The following is a 14,776-nucleotide window of genomic DNA, read 5'->3' on the forward strand; positions in this document are numbered from 1 at the left end:
AAAAAGCGGGATGAATGCCATCCCGCTTTTAAGTTTATTTTCAAATTTTGGTTTAGATTCCAAAAGCTGCTCTTGAACCACCGGCAACAAAAATGGCTGCCATTCTGCTTTTTTGTCCGTTAGAGAACATATACATACCAGCATCATCTGTGTAATCCATGTAGTTCATCGTCATTTCTACAGGAGTACCTGAACAAGTACTGTAGTGAGGATAAGCAGGGATTCCGTAGTTTGCTGTGTTGTGAGTTGGTGTATCAGAAACTAAGTCACTTCCGCAAGTTGCATCTCCCCAGATGTGACGTAAGTTCATCCAGTGACCTACTTCGTGAGTACCAGTTCTTCCTAAGTTAAATGGTGCATTAGCAGCTCCCGATAACCCGAAATATTTAGAATCGATTACTACACCATCTGTAGCAGCTGCTCCTCCAGGAAACTGAGCGTAACCTAAGATTCCACCACCGATAGTACAAGACCACATATTAAGTTTTGTAGTAGGTGAAGTTGGCGCTATACCACCTTGAGCTGTTTTTTTCATGCCGTCACTTGTACCCCATGAAGTTTTTGTAGTAGATTTTCTGATCACCTGATCTAAAACAAATGAAATTCCAACATTAGCTTTCACTCCTGCAAATAGTGCTGGTACACTACCGTAGTCTGAATTTAATGCGTTAAAATCTTTGTTTAATACATCAATCTGAGATTGAATTTGTGCTGCTGAAATGTTTTCTGCAGCTGTTCTGTATAAAACATTTACTACAACAGGAATTTGAACTTTACCGTTTACCAGTTTACCGGCACGGCCATTAAGAATTTGTTCAGCAGTAAAAGCCTCAATTTCATTCATTCTGATCGCTAAAGTCGGATCAGCTTTCATTTGAGCTGCTAATACTTCTTGAGATGCACATCCGCGATGCGCAGCCGCACTTGCTTCCGGGTTAGCTGAAGCGTCAGTTTGGTCATTTTGACATGAAAACAGCAAAAGTGCTGTTAATGCAGATAAGAAAACTTTTTTCATAATAAAAGGGGTTTTTGTTATAAAATTGTTGATTAGTTAAACAATATGGCAATTTTATAACTAAATATTTAGTGTAACAAAAATTTTACAATAAATATTTTGTGAGAATTTTACAATCCCTTGTATAATCTAGTTCTTACAAAAAAATGTCGTATTTTTTTAAGGAGAAATTTCTTTCAAAACTATTTTTTTGTCGTCTATTACCTTCATAATGCATTTGTTAGCAAACCTTTTTTTGCGAAAAATCTGATAGTATTTTTATAACAATTTGGCTTAATTATGTTAATTTTAGTTAAAATGCATTTTTGTTTTCAGAAATGTTGACTTAATAATAGAATTTAGAGATAAAAAAAATCGGGAAGCAATGCATCCCGATTTAAGTTCAATTTTTGTGCTGTTTTATAGTGCATATGCAGCTCTTACGCCACCGGTAGCAAATATAGCAAGCATTCTGGCTTTTTGTCCGTTAGAGAACATATACATAGAATAGTTGTTCGTATAATCCATATAATTCATTGTCATTTCTACAGGAGTTCCTGCACAAGTACTGTAATGTGGGTATGCCGGTGCACCACTATTTGAAGTATTGTGAGTAGGAGTGTCAGCTACTAAATCGCTTCCGCAAGTTGCATCTCCCCAGATGTGACGTAAATTCATCCAGTGACCCACTTCGTGCGTACCAATTCTTCCTAAATTGTAAGGGGCATTTGCAGCACCCGATAATCCAAAGTTTTTAGGGTCCAGTACCACTCCGTCAGTTGCGGCTGAACCTCCCGGAAATTGTGCATATCCAAGAATTCCGCCACCGATAGGGCAAGACCAGATATTAAGTTTTGTCGTTGGTGAAGTTGGAGCCAATCCGCCTGTTGCTACTTTTTTCATGGCATCGCTGGTTCCCCAACTGGTTTTTGTAGTAGATTTTCTAATGACCTGATCCAATACAAACGTGATTCCTACATTTGCTTTCACAGGAGCAAAAAGAGCCGGAACACTTCCGAAGTCAGAATTGGCACCATTAAAATCTTTGTTTAGTACATCGATTTGTGATTGAATTTGTGCATTTGAAATGTTTTCTGCTGCAGTTCTGTACAATACATTTACTACAACATGAATGGTAATTGGACCTGCCAATGCACGACCGGTTGGGTTTGAAAGTGCTTGTTTGGCTGTAAAGGCTTCAATTTCGTTCATTCTGATCGCTAATGTCGGATCAGCTTTTAGTTGTGCTTCTAGTACTTCTTGTGTGGAACACCCAAGATGTTCTTCAGCGGCAGCAGTTTCTAATTTTGAAGAGTCAGTTTGATCATTTTGACAAGAAAAGAGCAAAAGAGCAAAGAATGATGATAATAAAACTTTTTTCATAATAATAGGGGTTTTTTTCATAATTGTTGGTTTTTAGTTAAATAATAATGCAACTTTATGATAAAAAATTATTGTAAAAAAATATTTACATCAAAAAAATATGTAAGAATTTTACAATCCCTTATATAGCGTAGTTCCTACAAAATTATAATCATCTTATTTAAGAAGTAAATTCATACAAAGCAATGCTCGCTGCTTGTACTACATTCATACTGCTGTTGTTACCAAACATGTTTATATGAACAATTTGATGAGATATTTTTAATAAGTCGTCTGAGATACCCTCAATTTCACTTCCTATTAAAAGAGCAATCTTTTTGTTTTCAGGAATTTTGACTTCTTTAAGAGGTTTGCTCGTGCTGGCAATTTCCAAAGCGATAATTTCGAAGTCATTTTCGATTAAATAAGAAACTAAATCGTCTGTTTTCTCAATTATGGTATGAGGTACGTGAAGATGTGTGCTTCTTGAAGTTTTGTTGATTTTTCGGGGTGTCAGAGGAATGTCCTTACCTAAAAAGATAATATTTTCAACTCCAAAAGCTTCCGAAATTCTAAAAAGCGAACCAATATTCTGCTGAAAATAGATGTGATCACACACCAAGGTTATCGGAAACGTTTTTCTTTCAAATTGATTTTCTTCGTGAGTAAGCTGCACTTCTTAAGGATTAATTGGTAAAAATGTAATTGATAATGTTAGCGCCCATTTTTAGAGCTTTGTCTCTTACGGCAATCGGATCGTTATGTACTTCCGCATCTTCCCAACCATCACCAAGATCACATTCATAAGTGTATAAAAGCACTAATTTGTTGTCGATAAAAATTCCAAAAGCCTGGGCACGGGTTCCGTCATGTTCGTGAATTTTAGGAAGTCCGTTGGGAAATGGAAAAGGCTTCTGAAAAATAGGATGAGTAACCGGAAGCTCAATCAGATTATTGTTAGGGAATATTTTTTTGATCTCTTTTCGAATGTATTGATCCATTCCATAATTATCATCAATATGAAGAAAACCGCCACCTGTTAAGTAGTTTCTTAAATTGCTTACATCACTATCGCTGAAAACTACATTTCCATGTCCCGTCATGTGTACAAAGGGATAGGACAGTAAATCAGGATTGCCCGGCTCAACCGTAGAGGGTTTTGGTTTTATTCTGGTGTTAATGTTGGCGTTGCAAAACTGAATTAAATTTGGCAGCGAAGTAGGGTTGGCATACCAATCACCACCGCCACTGTATTTTAACAAAGCAATTTCCTGAGAAAAAGAAGAAACAGAAAAAAGTAATAACAAGTAAAATATTTTTTTCATACAATTATAAATTATCAGGTAATTTTTCTTTTAGTAAAAGTTACTTTGTATCATTTCGACAAAGAAGAAATCACATTATTCGAAACTATTGTTACCGAATGTCGAATGTGATTTCTATCAAAGACAAGGCGTACCGTCATCTTAATCAGGACAATTCATTAAAAAACACTACACTGTGGCAAGCTACAATTGCAGCTGTTTCTGTGCGTAAACGTGTATTTCCAAGCGTAACAGGTTTGAAATTATTTTCTAAAGCCAGTGCAATTTCTTTTTCTGAAAAATCTCCTTCAGGACCAATCAGTAAAGTAACATTTTCATTTGGTTTTAAAACTTCTTTCAATGATTTTTTAGCTGTTTCTTCGCAATGTGCAATCAACTGTAGGCCATCCTTTTTTTGTTTCATAAATTCTTTAAAAGAAATTGCCGGATTGAGCTTCGGTAAAAAAGTTTCATTGGATTGTTTCATTGCCGAAAGGATGATTTTTTCAAATCGTTCCGGATTTATTGCTTTTCGCTCAGAGCGATCGCAAAAAATAGGCGTGATTTCCTGGATTCCAATTTCAGTTGCTTTCTCCAGAAACCATTCGTAGCGATCATTCATTTTGGTTGGTGCAACAGCCAAATGCAAATGAAATTTTGGTTCAGCAGCTTTTTTTACTGATAAAACCTGAACCGTACATTTGTTGTCGGAAGCCAAAGTGATTTCTGTTTCAAACAAAAGACCTGAGCCATTGGTAACGTGTAAAATATCCGAATCTTTTTTTCGCAAAACCTTTATGATATGTCGGCTTTCTTCTTTATCAAAAGAAAAGCTTTCTGTAGTTTCGTCTATATTCGGATTATAAAATAATTGCATAATTAAAATTGAATTCGCGCTTTCGAAACTACGGCAGAAGTTTCAAAACGATTTGATAAATATTTTTGATAACCTACAATTCCAATCATTGCGGCATTATCTGTGGTGTATTCGAATTTGGGAATAAAAGTTTTCCAGCCGTATTTGCCTTCACTTTCTTTCAATCGGGTTCTGATACCCGAATTGGCAGAAACACCACCACCGATGGCAATTTGTGTGATTCCGGTTTCTTTAACGGCTAATTTTAGTTTGTCCATTAAAATTTCGATAATCGTATATTGTATGGAGGCGCAAATGTCATTTAGATTTTCTTCGATAAAGTTTGGATTTTCTGCTTTATTTTTTTGAATAAAATAGAGAATTGCAGTCTTTAAGCCTGAGAAACTAAAATCCAATCCCGGAACTTTTGGTTTTGTAAAGGCAAAAGCTTTTGGATTTCCTAATTGAGCATATTTATCGATAAGTGGTCCACCAGGATAAGGAAGTCCAAGAATTTTGGCACTCTTGTCAAAAGCTTCTCCCACGGCGTCGTCTGTGGTTTCGCCGATAATTTCCATATCAAAGAAGCCATTTACTTTTACAACTTGGGTATGTCCGCCACTGATAGTTAAGGCTAAAAAAGGAAAGTCAGGTTTGTCAAAACCTTCTTCGTCTATAAAATGCGCTAAAATATGGGCATGCATATGATTTACAGCAATTAGCGGAATCTGTAAAGCAAGGGATAACGATTTACTAAAAGAACTCCCCACCAAAAGAGAACCCATTAAACCGGGTCCCTGCGTAAAGGCAATGGCTGTTAACTGTTCTTTTTGTACATTTGCCTTGCGAAGTGCCGCATCTATTACAGGAACAATATTTTGTTGATGTGCTCTTGAGGCCAGCTCAGGGACAACACCACCATATTGATTGTGAATTAGCTGATTGGCAACAACATTGGAGAGTACTTTATCGTTATGTAAAACTGCAGCAGCAGTATCATCGCAGGAACTTTCGATGGCAAGAATAAAAACCTCTGAATTTTGCATATAAAGGCACGATTTTGGATTATATTTGACAAATCAAATTTCTAAATTTCTTTGATTGCCGGAAACGCCAAAATTAAAGAAATTTTATCAAAACAGCCGTCCTTTGTCTGTTCAAAATAAAATTAAAAGAAAACTAAAATTATAGAGCTATCAGAAAAGTAAAAAAAATAATATCACGAACCCTAATTGGGTTAATTTTACTTTTGTTGGCACTGGCTATAACGCTGTCTTTGCCCGTCGTTCAGACAAAAATTGCAACCTACGTTACAGAATCACTTAACTCCGATTTTAAGACTAAAATTAGTGTAGACAAAGTTGCGATCAATATTTTTGGTGGCGTTAAACTTAAAAAAGTCCTTATTCTGGATCATCATAATAAGACTTTAATCTACTCGGATATTATTAACACAGATATTGCAAGCATAAAAAGATTACTGGATGGTGATCTGATTTTTGGCGATGTTCGTTTAACCGGATTGATTTTTAATCTTAAAACTTATAAAAACGAAGACGAAAACAATATTAATAAGTTTGTTAAATTGTTTGAAACGGGTAAACCTTCTCAATCAGACAAACACTTTTTGCTGACGGCCAAAAATGCCTATATCTCCAGAGGTACTTTTTCGGTAGTAGATGAGAATAAAAAAACGCCTAAATTTTTAGATTTTAAAAAACTTAACGCCTACATAAGCGATTTTAAATTGTATGGTCCTGATGTGAATACCACAATTCACCGATTTTCATTTTTAGATCATCGCGGTTTATATGTTTCTAATTTCGCAGGAAAATTCAGCTATACCAAAAAACAAATAAAGGTAGAGAACCTGGCGATTAAAACGAAGAGATCTTCTATTTACGGTCACGCGATATTGAATTACAAAATAGAGGATTTTTTACATTTTACTGATAAGGTAAAGTTTGATGTTGCATTAGATTCTGCTTCGATTGCTACAAATGATATTCGCTATTTTTATGATGGATTGGGTAAAAACCAGCATTTTAAAATAAAGACAAAAATAAAGGGGACACTGAATAATTTGAATCTAAGACGATTAAGACTTAGTGATACCAACGGTTCAAAGATTATTGGATCGATTAACTTCAGGAATCTTGTGGGAAGCGAAAATCAGAAGTTTTCTATGGACGGAAAGTTTGATAAATTGCTTTCGAGTTATGATGATCTGGTGATTTTACTGCCGGGTGTTTTAGGAACCAAACTTCCAAAGGAAATTCAGAAGTTGGGAAGATTTAATATGGTGGGTAAAGCCAAAGTTTCGACTACCGCTTTAGAAACCGATTTTAAAATGACAACCGGTTTAGGAAACGGTCAGATCGATCTGCATATGAACAATATGGATTTTATCGATAAAGCTTCTTATTCCGGAAATATTATATTAGATAATTTTGATGTAGGAACTTTACTGCAACGGAAAGATATTGGCAGAACCACATTAAATTTGGATGTTGATGGAGTTGGTTTTACCGAGAAATACCTTAACACAATTGTAAAAGGAGATATTGCTAAACTAGATTATAATAAGTACACCTATAATAATATTGTAGTAAACGGGAATTTTAAATTGCCCTATTATAAAGGACAGGTTTCTGTTAATGATCCGAACCTGAGTCTTACATTTGATGGTTTGGTCGATTTGAGCAAACGAGAAAGTAAATATGACTTTCATATCAATGTTGAAAATGCCGATTTGCGAAAGCTTAAATTTGTAAACGATTCTATTTCCCATTTTACAGGAGATGCTGTTGTGGAACTGACCGGGAATTCTATTGAAAATCTTCAAGGGAATGTTTATCTTAAAGATGCTGTGTATCAAAATCCAAAAGCTACTTATATTTTTGATGATGTAACAGTAAATTCTAATTTTGATAAAGACCGATTGCGTACGATTAATATAAACTCTTCGGATGTTGTTAATGGCGAAATCGTGGGGAAATTTCAGTTTAAGGAACTGGGTAGATTGGTGATGAATTCGGTGGGAAGTCTGTACACGAATTACAAACCTTATAAAGTAAAAAAAGGACAATTTTTGCGTTTCAATTTGCATGTCTACAATAAGGTAGTTGAAATGCTGTATCCGGAAATCGAAATTGACTCCTCTACCGTTTTGCGTGGGAAAATTGATTCGGACTTAAATGAATTCAAATTTAAATTCAATTCTCAAAAAATCACTGCGGCAAAAAATACATTCGATAATATCAGGATCAATGTCGATAATAAAAACCAGCTTTATAATGCTTACATAGAGTTGGATAGTATTAAAACACCTTATTATAAAGTACGCGATTTTAGTTTGATTAATGTAACTTCAAAAGATACGTTGTTTGTTCGTTCGGAGTTTAAAGGAGGAGATCAGGGTGAGGATTACTTTAATCTGAATTTATACCACACGATAGATAAAGAGAAAAATAATGTTGTAGGGATTCATAAATCGGAGATGAAATTTAAAGACTATTTATGGTATTTAAATGAAGATGCTGAAAAAGACAATCAAATTGTTTTTGACAAAGAATTAAAAAACTTTAAGATTGATAATATTGTTTTGTCACATGAGAATCAGAAAATTGATTTAAACGGAGTTTTAAAAGGAAAAGATTATAAAGACATCGTTCTGAATTTTGAAGATGTAGATATAAATAAAATCACACCATTTAATTCGAAGTTTGTTTTTAATGGTAATTTGAACGGGAGTGTTAATTACAAGCAGAATAAAGATGTCTATCAGCCCACCGCATCTGTTGTAATTGATCATCTTAATTTGAATAAAATAGACTTAGGAACTTTAAATTTTGACATTGCAGGTGATGAAAGTTTTAAAAAGTTTACGGTAAATTCATCCATACAAAACGGTTTTACGGAATCGTTTAAAGCAGATGGAACTTTTGCGATCGAGAACAAAGAGACTGTTTTAGATATGAATCTGAAGCTCGAGGGCTTTAATCTGGCTACTTTAGGAACTGTCGGTGGCGAAGTTTTGTCTAATGTAAGAGGAACTGTTTCGGGTAATGCTGCTGTTGTGGGAAATCTGAAAAAACCAGAAATCAATGGTAGGTTGTATGTAGAGAAAGCTGGTATGACGATTCCGTATCTCAATACCGATTATGAGCTGAGTGATCGTACTGTGATTGATTTGACCGATGAGAAGTTTTTGTTTCGAAATAATCAGCTGACCGATACGAAATTTGGCACCAAAGGCTTGCTGAACGGTAGTATTGAGCATCATAATTTTGCAGATTGGAAGCTAGATTTAAATATTACTTCTAAGCGATTATTGGCATTGGATACAAAAGACAGTGAAGATGCGGCTTATTTTGGTACTGCTTTTATTAATGGTACAGCAAGTATCAAAGGTCCGACAGAAAGTTTGTTCATAAAAGTGGATGCCAAATCGGAGAAAGGAACCCAGGTTAAGATTCCTATTAATAATGCGCAGAGTGTTGGTGAAAGCAGCTTTATTCATTTTGTGACGCCACAAGAGAAGTATAATTTAGAGAACGGCATTGTCGAAAAGACAAAAAATTACGGTGGTCTTGAACTAGAATTTGACTTTGATATTACACCCGATGCCGAAGTCGAGGTAATTCTGGATCGAAATTCTGGACATGGTATGAAAGGAAAAGGATACGGATCGCTGTTGTTTAAAATTAATACATTGGGTAAATTTAATATGTGGGGAGATTTCCAGGCATACGAAGGAACCTATAATTTTAAATATGGCGGTTTAATCGATAAAAAGTTCGCAGTTAAAAAAGGAGGATCAATTATTTGGGAAGGTAACCCGCTGAAAGCCCAGCTGAATCTGGAAGCGATTTATAAGACCACTGCGAATCCTGCTGTATTGTTAGAAAACTCTTCTTTTAATAAAAAAGTACCGGTTGAAGTGGTTATCGGATTAAGAGGAGATTTAACAAGTCCGGAGCCTAATTTTGATATTCAGTTTCCATCGGTAAGTAGTGTTTTGAAATCGGAAATACAATACAAATTAGATGATAAAGATGTACGCCAGACACAGGCCTTGTATTTACTGTCTACAGGTTCGTTTATGAGTCCTGACGGATTCAATCAAAGCGATTTGTCGGGAACATTTGCCGAAACAGCGGCCAGTTTGTTAGGCGGAATTATAAAATCAGATAATGATAAGTTCAATATCGATTTAAACTTTATTTCTGCAGATAGACGATTAGGGCAGGAGGCAGACGGTCAGTTTGTAGCCAATATTACCTCTCAGATCAACGAAAGAATTACAATCAACGGTAAGGTTGGGGTACCGGTAGGAGGTGTCAATGAATCGGCTATTGTGGGTGATATCGAAATATTGTACAGGGTAAATGAGGACGGAACAATGAACCTGAGGCTGTTTAATAAAGAAAACGACATCAATTATATAGGACAGGGAATTGGTTATACTCAGGGAGTCGGTATTTCGTATGAAGTCGATTTTGATACTTTTAGCGAATTGGTCAATAAAATATTTAAAAGCCATAAATTAGAAAGAGCTTTGAAAAACAATACCGATGATTTGCAGGACTCGTATCTGAATCCCGATTATATGAAGTTCTCTAGTAAGAAAGAGGCCGATAAGAATAAAAAGAAAACAGATAAAAAAGAAGAAGAAAAACCACAACCAACAAATAACAACAATCAGGGGCTTATACCTGATAATGATGATTTTTAAGTTTGTGTTAAAAATATCCTATAGAAAACCATTACCTGTCGTAATGGTTTTTTTTATGCTTAAATTTAAAGATAAAACCTTTTTTGAAGCTGTTTCTGAAAAGAGGCAGTTTTATAACAGTTGCGTATTGTATTGTTAATTTTAGAGATTTAATTAAAAAAAGGGGCTTTTATTATTTTTAATGAATTTTTTGATATCAAAAAACTTATTAACGAAAACGTTTGAATTTAACATATTTTATTAATTTATTACAATCATAACCCGAAAAGTGGTGAATGTTTGCTAATTTTACACTTTAATACTTAAATAATGCCAAAAACAATAAAAAAAGTAGGTGTTCTAACCTCAGGAGGTGACTCACCAGGAATGAATGCCGCAATACGATCAGTTGTTCGAACATGTGCTTATCATAATATAGAATGCATAGGAATTTATAGAGGGTATCAAGGAATGATCGAAGGAGATTTTAAAGAAATGGGCCCTCGAAGTGTAAATAATATTGTAAACAAAGGTGGAACGATCTTAAAATCGGCTCGTTCTGTTGAGTTTAGAACCCCGGAAGGTAGAAAAAAGGCACACGATAATCTTGTGAAAGCAGGAGTAGATGCTTTGGTTGTCATTGGTGGCGACGGAAGTTTTACCGGTGCTTTACTATTTAATACAGAATTTGGTTTTCCTGTAATGGGAATTCCGGGTACAATCGATAATGATATTTTTGGTACCAGTTTTACCTTAGGGTATGATACGGCCTTAAATACAGTGGTAGATTGTATTGATAAAATTAGAGATACTGCCAGTTCGCATAACCGATTGTTTTTTGTAGAGGTTATGGGTAGAGATGCAGGGCACATTGCTCTTAATGCCGGAATTGGAGCCGGTGCCGAAGAAATTCTTATTCCTGAAGAAGATTTAGGTTTAGACCGACTACTTGATTCTCTTCAAAAAAGTAAAACTTCAGGAAAATCATCAAGTATAGTAGTTATTGCTGAAGGAGATAAAATTGGTAAAAACGTATTCGAATTAAAAGATTACGTCGAAGCTAATTTGCCTGAATATGATGTAAGAGTATCTGTTTTAGGACATATGCAACGTGGTGGTTCTCCATCCTGTTTTGATAGGGTTTTAGCCAGCCGTTTGGGAGTAAAAGCGGTCGAGTCTTTAATCGAAGGAAAATCAAATTATATGGTTGGTTTACAATCTGACAAGGTGACTTTGACACCGCTGGAACAAGCAATTAAAGCAAAATCTGAAATTGACAGAGAATTACTGAGAGTATCAGATATCATGTCGACATAAAAAATAAGTGAGAAAGAAATGAAGTTTATTGTGAGGAAATTAGACTTTAAATTAGCGTAATAAAAAACAAAAATTAAGTAAAATGTCAAAAGTAAAATTAGGAATAAACGGATTTGGACGTATTGGAAGAATCGTTTTCAGAGAATCTTTCAATAGAGATAATGTAGAAGTAGTTGCAATCAATGACTTATTAGATGTAGATCATTTAGCTTATTTATTAAAATATGATTCAGTTCACGGTCGTTTCAACGGAACTGTAGAAGTAAAAGAAGGAAAACTATACGTTAACGGAAGAAACATTCGTATTACTGCAGAAAGAGAACCGGCAAACCTGAAATGGAATGAGGTTGATGTAGATGTTGTAGCAGAATGTACAGGTTTCTTTACTACTCTTGAAACAGCAAATGCACACATTACAGGTGGTGCTAAAAAAGTAATTATTTCTGCTCCGTCTGCAGATGCTCCAATGTTTGTTATGGGAGTAAATCACGAAACAGCAAAAGCATCTGATACTGTAGTTTCTAACGCATCTTGTACTACTAACTGTTTAGCTCCTTTAGCTAAAGTTATTCACGATAATTTCGAAATTGTTGAAGGGTTAATGACTACTGTTCACGCAACAACTTCAACTCAAATGACTGCAGATGGTCCGTCAAGAAAAGACTGGAGAGGTGGGCGTGCTGCTGCAATCAACATCATTCCTTCTTCAACAGGTGCTGCAAAAGCAGTAGGAAAAGTAATTCCTGCTTTGAATGGAAAATTAACCGGTATGTCTTTCCGTGTTCCAACGGCTGACGTTTCTGTAGTTGATTTAACTGTAAAAGTAGCTAAAGAAACTACTTACGAAGAAATTATGGCTGTTTTGAAAAAAGCATCTGAAACCAATATGAAAGGTATTTTAGGTTATACAGAAGATGCAGTTGTGTCTCAGGATTTTATCTCTGATTCAAGAACATCTATCGTTGATGCTACTGCCGGAATTGGTTTGAATTCAAGCTTCTTCAAATTGGTATCTTGGTACGATAACGAGTACGGTTACTCTAGTAAATTGATTGATTTATCTGTACATATTGCAGGTTTAAAATAATAATACCTATTTTTACAAAATCCCGTTATGTCAAAGTAGCGGGATTTTGTTATATTGTTATTTCTTTAATTAATGTAAAAAAGACACTTTCTTAATTATTTGAAGAAAAACTAATCCAAAAACGAAATAAAATGAAATTAATAGTTGATAGTGGGTCTACTAAAGCCGATTGGATTGCGATTGATGATAATGGAAAAGTATTATTCACGACACAAACCCTGGGGTTAAACCCTGAAATTCTGGACGGTCCGGAAGTTATTGCAAGAATAAGCGATCGTTTTGATATTTTGCAAAATAAAAATGAAGCTACACATTTGTTCTTTTATGGAGCAGGTTGCGGAACTGAAAGAATGCAGACCGAATTAGCGCGAATTTTTCGTGACTTTTTTGAGAACGCAATTGTAGAAGTTCATGAAGATACTTATGCAGCGGTTTATGCGACTACTCCAAAAGGAGAAGCTGCAATTGTTAGTATACTGGGAACAGGTTCTAACTGCAGTTATTTTGATGGAAAAGTATTGCATCAGAAAGTACAATCTTTAGGGTATATCGCTATGGATGATTGTAGTGGAAATGTCTTTGGAAAAGAACTGATCAGAAAATATTATTTCAATAAAATGCCAAAAGAATTGGCGAAAGAATTTGAAAAGGAATATAATTTAGATCCGGATTTTATCAAAAATAAATTATACAAAGAGCCTAATCCAAATGCTTATCTGGCAACTTTTGCTAAGTTCCTGATCAAACATAAAGACACGGAGTTTTGCAGAAAAATTATCTTTAAAGGAATGAAATCGTTTGTTAAAAACTATATCAAACAATTTGATAACTGTAAAGAAGTTCCGGTACATTTTGTTGGTTCTATTGCTTTTTATTTAAAAGACGAACTGCAGGAAACGTTTAATAAATACGAACTTCAGTTGGGTAACGTCTTAAGAAGACCAATCGACGGATTGATCGCGTACCACGTTGCGAATCAATAGTTCAGTTTTATGGAAATAGCAATTATTGCACATGATGGCAAAAAAGCAGATATGGTTCAGTTTTTAAACAAAAACAAATCCCTTTTGCTTAAAGAAAATATTAAACTAATTGCAACGGGAAGCAAAGCAGAAAATGCAGGTTTTAAAGTACGGAAAATGCTTTCCGGGCCTTTGGGAGGTGATGCCCAGATTGCTGCAAGAGTGGCTGAAGGTAAAACGCAGATGGTTTTCTTTTTCAAAGATCCGTTGGCAAGCCATCCTCATGAAGTTGATATTAATATGCTGATTAGGGTATGTGACGTACATAATGTGCCGTTGGCGACCAATGAAGCTTCCGCGCAATTGTTGTTAAATGCTGTGACTATGTGATTGATTATAGCTCCGATGATAAAAAAATAGCGCAATCTATTTGCTAAGAACCGTTTCATTTTGTGAGGCGGTTTTTTTATGTTTTATTTGTTTAGTTTTTCCCCAATCTTGTCATTCCGAGGAACGAGGAATCGCACAAGAAACTCCGCACAGTATGTCGCCAATCGTTATCGAAATACTGGTGTGATTTCTCCTAAAGTCGAAATGACAAAGGATGCTTGATAATAAGAATCCGGAGAGGATTTCGTTTGTAATAGAAAAAAAGAGTCACCTTGTTAAGGAAAAAAAGAGGGGGGTATTTGTTAATTGTGCCGCTGATCAGAAAGAAAACAACGGCACAATTAGTGTAGTTGTTATTGTACTGCGATTACAGAAATCTCAACATTTACATTTTTTGGTAGACAAGCCACCTGTACTGTTTCACGAGCTGGAGCGGTTTTTTCGTCAAAATAGGAACCGTAAACGGTATTTATTGCACCAAAATTATTCATATCCATAATAAAGATGGTAGCTTTTACTACGTTTTCGAAAGTCATGTTAGCGGCTTCTAAAATAGCAGCAATGTTCTGCATTACCTGATCGGTCTCATCGTTGATGTTATCTGTTACCAATTCTCCTGAAGCAGGGTTGATTGCTATCTGACCGGAAGCATAAAGTGTGTTTCCTGATAATACTGCCTGATTGTATGGGCCGATTGGAGCCGGTGCTTTTTCAGTAAAAATTATTTTTTTCATAGTAGTTGATTTTAAATGCTGAAAGAGTTTTTTTGAGCAAGTTGTTAAGACGTA

At 35.2% G+C, this 14,776-nt stretch carries 12 protein-coding genes; 5 read left to right on the forward strand and 7 right to left on the reverse strand.

All coding sequences use genetic code 11. The features are described 5' to 3' along the window. Window positions 1-52: 52 nt before the first annotated feature. The 6 genes from G3A47_RS15150 to tsaD all read right to left on the reverse strand — a co-directional run bounded on the left by G3A47_RS15150 (window position 53) and on the right by tsaD (window position 5,562). Complete coding sequence (locus G3A47_RS15150; protein WP_166923780.1) at window positions 53-1,015, reverse strand: zinc metalloprotease; 963 nt, start codon at window positions 1,013-1,015, stop codon at window positions 53-55. Window positions 1,016-1,414: 399 nt separating this feature from the next. Continuing rightward, window positions 1,415-2,377 carry a zinc metalloprotease gene (locus G3A47_RS15155; RefSeq protein ID WP_166923861.1) on the reverse strand — a complete coding sequence of 321 codons (963 nt, stop codon included), beginning with the start codon at window positions 2,375-2,377 and terminating at the stop codon, window positions 1,415-1,417. 160 nt (window positions 2,378-2,537) lie between these two features. Beyond that, the gene (locus G3A47_RS15160) at window positions 2,538-3,032 is read right to left on the reverse strand and encodes a TrmH family RNA methyltransferase (protein ID WP_166923782.1); all 495 of its coding nucleotides are present in this window, start codon (window positions 3,030-3,032) and stop codon (window positions 2,538-2,540) included. Between the two features lie 10 nt (window positions 3,033-3,042). Beyond that, window positions 3,043-3,681, reverse strand: a complete 639-nt coding sequence (locus G3A47_RS15165; RefSeq protein ID WP_166923784.1) for a DUF4159 domain-containing protein — start codon at window positions 3,679-3,681, stop codon at window positions 3,043-3,045. A 145-nt stretch (window positions 3,682-3,826) separates the two neighbouring features. Continuing rightward, complete coding sequence (locus G3A47_RS15170; RefSeq protein ID WP_166923786.1) at window positions 3,827-4,537, reverse strand: 16S rRNA (uracil(1498)-N(3))-methyltransferase; 711 nt, start codon at window positions 4,535-4,537, stop codon at window positions 3,827-3,829. 2 nt (window positions 4,538-4,539) lie between these two features. Continuing rightward, window positions 4,540-5,562, reverse strand: a complete 1,023-nt coding sequence (tsaD, locus tag G3A47_RS15175) for a tRNA (adenosine(37)-N6)-threonylcarbamoyltransferase complex transferase subunit TsaD (RefSeq protein ID WP_166923788.1) — start codon at window positions 5,560-5,562, stop codon at window positions 4,540-4,542. Between the two features lie 203 nt (window positions 5,563-5,765). Here tsaD and G3A47_RS15180 point away from each other — a divergent pair, with 203 nt between their 5' ends. The 5 genes from G3A47_RS15180 (at window position 5,766) to G3A47_RS15200 (ending at window position 13,988) form a co-directional block, all read left to right on the forward strand. Continuing rightward, complete coding sequence (locus G3A47_RS15180) at window positions 5,766-10,253, forward strand: translocation/assembly module TamB domain-containing protein (protein WP_243860471.1); 4,488 nt, start codon at window positions 5,766-5,768, stop codon at window positions 10,251-10,253. 309 nt (window positions 10,254-10,562) lie between these two features. Further along, window positions 10,563-11,549, forward strand: coding sequence for a 6-phosphofructokinase (pfkA, locus tag G3A47_RS15185; protein ID WP_166923790.1), 987 nt, complete (start codon window positions 10,563-10,565; stop codon window positions 11,547-11,549). A gap of 82 nt (window positions 11,550-11,631) precedes the next feature. Continuing rightward, a complete protein-coding gene (gap, locus tag G3A47_RS15190; RefSeq protein WP_166923792.1) occupies window positions 11,632-12,636 on the forward strand; it encodes a type I glyceraldehyde-3-phosphate dehydrogenase in 1,005 nt (334 codons plus the stop codon). 131 nt (window positions 12,637-12,767) lie between these two features. Continuing rightward, entirely contained in the window at window positions 12,768-13,619 is an 852-nt protein-coding gene (locus tag G3A47_RS15195; RefSeq protein WP_166923794.1) for an N-acetylglucosamine kinase, read from the forward strand. Window positions 13,620-13,628: 9 nt separating this feature from the next. Next, window positions 13,629-13,988, forward strand: coding sequence for a methylglyoxal synthase (locus G3A47_RS15200; RefSeq protein ID WP_166923795.1), 360 nt, complete (start codon window positions 13,629-13,631; stop codon window positions 13,986-13,988). A 353-nt stretch (window positions 13,989-14,341) separates the two neighbouring features. On the opposite strand, the gene G3A47_RS15205 is transcribed toward G3A47_RS15200, so the two are convergent. Beyond that, on the reverse strand, window positions 14,342-14,722 hold the full coding sequence (locus G3A47_RS15205; RefSeq protein WP_166923797.1) for a RidA family protein: 381 nt from the start codon (window positions 14,720-14,722) through the stop codon (window positions 14,342-14,344). Window positions 14,723-14,776: the final 54 nt, after the last annotated feature.

The organism is Flavobacterium poyangense (genome assembly GCF_011751075.1).
GTDB classification, from domain to species: domain Bacteria; phylum Bacteroidota; class Bacteroidia; order Flavobacteriales; family Flavobacteriaceae; genus Flavobacterium; species Flavobacterium poyangense.

Excerpts from the sequence above, each read along its gene's own strand:
- G3A47_RS15150 (WP_166923780.1), bottom strand. The coding sequence starts at position 1,015 with ATGAAAAAAGTTTTCTTATCTGCATTAACAGCACTTTTGCTGTTTTCA.
- G3A47_RS15155 (WP_166923861.1), bottom strand. The coding sequence starts at position 2,377 with ATGAAAAAAGTTTTATTATCATCATTCTTTGCTCTTTTGCTCTTTTCT.
- G3A47_RS15165 (WP_166923784.1), bottom strand. The coding sequence starts at position 3,681 with ATGAAAAAAATATTTTACTTGTTATTACTTTTTTCTGTTTCTTCTTTT.
- G3A47_RS15170 (WP_166923786.1), bottom strand. The coding sequence starts at position 4,537 with ATGCAATTATTTTATAATCCGAATATAGACGAAACTACAGAAAGCTTT.
- tsaD (WP_166923788.1), bottom strand. The coding sequence starts at position 5,562 with ATGCAAAATTCAGAGGTTTTTATTCTTGCCATCGAAAGTTCCTGCGAT.
- pfkA (WP_166923790.1), top strand. The coding sequence starts at position 10,563 with ATGCCAAAAACAATAAAAAAAGTAGGTGTTCTAACCTCAGGAGGTGAC.
- gap (WP_166923792.1), top strand. The coding sequence starts at position 11,632 with ATGTCAAAAGTAAAATTAGGAATAAACGGATTTGGACGTATTGGAAGA.
- G3A47_RS15195 (WP_166923794.1), top strand. The coding sequence starts at position 12,768 with ATGAAATTAATAGTTGATAGTGGGTCTACTAAAGCCGATTGGATTGCG.
- G3A47_RS15200 (WP_166923795.1), top strand. The coding sequence starts at position 13,629 with ATGGAAATAGCAATTATTGCACATGATGGCAAAAAAGCAGATATGGTT.
- G3A47_RS15205 (WP_166923797.1), bottom strand. The coding sequence starts at position 14,722 with ATGAAAAAAATAATTTTTACTGAAAAAGCACCGGCTCCAATCGGCCCA.